This window comes from Prevotella sp. MGM2 (assembly GCF_002933955.1).
Lineage (GTDB): Bacteria > Bacteroidota > Bacteroidia > Bacteroidales > Bacteroidaceae > Alloprevotella.
Window position 1 is genome coordinate 1 of record NZ_BEWW01000247.1, and the last position, 638, is coordinate 638.

2 protein-coding genes are annotated in these 638 nt (G+C 50.2%); both read right to left on the reverse strand.

Annotated elements, in window-relative coordinates; translation table 11 throughout:
- A partial coding sequence (locus C5S62_RS06285; protein ID WP_104404549.1) for a helix-turn-helix domain-containing protein occupies positions 1-277 on the reverse strand: 277 nt, incomplete at its 3' end.
- 47 nt (positions 278-324) lie between these two features.
- Positions 325-636: a helix-turn-helix domain-containing protein gene (locus tag C5S62_RS06290; RefSeq protein WP_104404550.1), complete on the reverse strand. Its 312-nt coding sequence runs from the start codon at positions 634-636 to the stop codon at positions 325-327.
- Positions 637-638 lie beyond the last annotated feature (2 nt).

Here is a 638-nt window from a genome sequence, read left to right on the forward strand (position 1 = left end):
GGTAGCCGTCATTCAGCATCCTTTCGATGTCGGATTCACGGTAGAGGATTTTACCGCCTAACTGGATATAGGCTATGCGTCCTTCGTTTCGATAGTCCTGAAGTGTCCGGCGGCTCACTTTCAGCCGTGCCGACACCTCCTTGTCGGTGAAGAAACGCTCTCCGTTCAGTGTCGGGCGGTGATTGGCGGTCAGATGCTCAAAGTTGTCCAAAAGACGGTCGAGACTGCCCATGAAGTGGATTATCCACTCGCTGTCCTTGTTAATCAGTTCATTCATGTTACTTTGGATTTAGTGTAATTACTTTGTTTACTATATGCAGGTGATTAAATCGTCCTGCCCTTGAACTTTGCTTCCTTGCGCCTGTCCTCCACAACAGAAACAATGCGCTGTACGTCTTCGGGACGGTAGTAGGTCTTGTGGTTTATCTGCGAGTAAGCCAGCGTCCCGTTGTCCCGAAGCGTCTGCAATGTGCGTGGGCTGATGTTGAGCATCCGGCAAACGTCCTGATTGTCCATCCACTCGCTCATCTTCTTCTCTCCGTGCCGCCGACAGATGGCATCCATGCGACTGACGAAACGGTCGAACTTGGCGACCATTGCCTCAAAGGTCTTTCTTTCAATTGATACGATTTCCATAT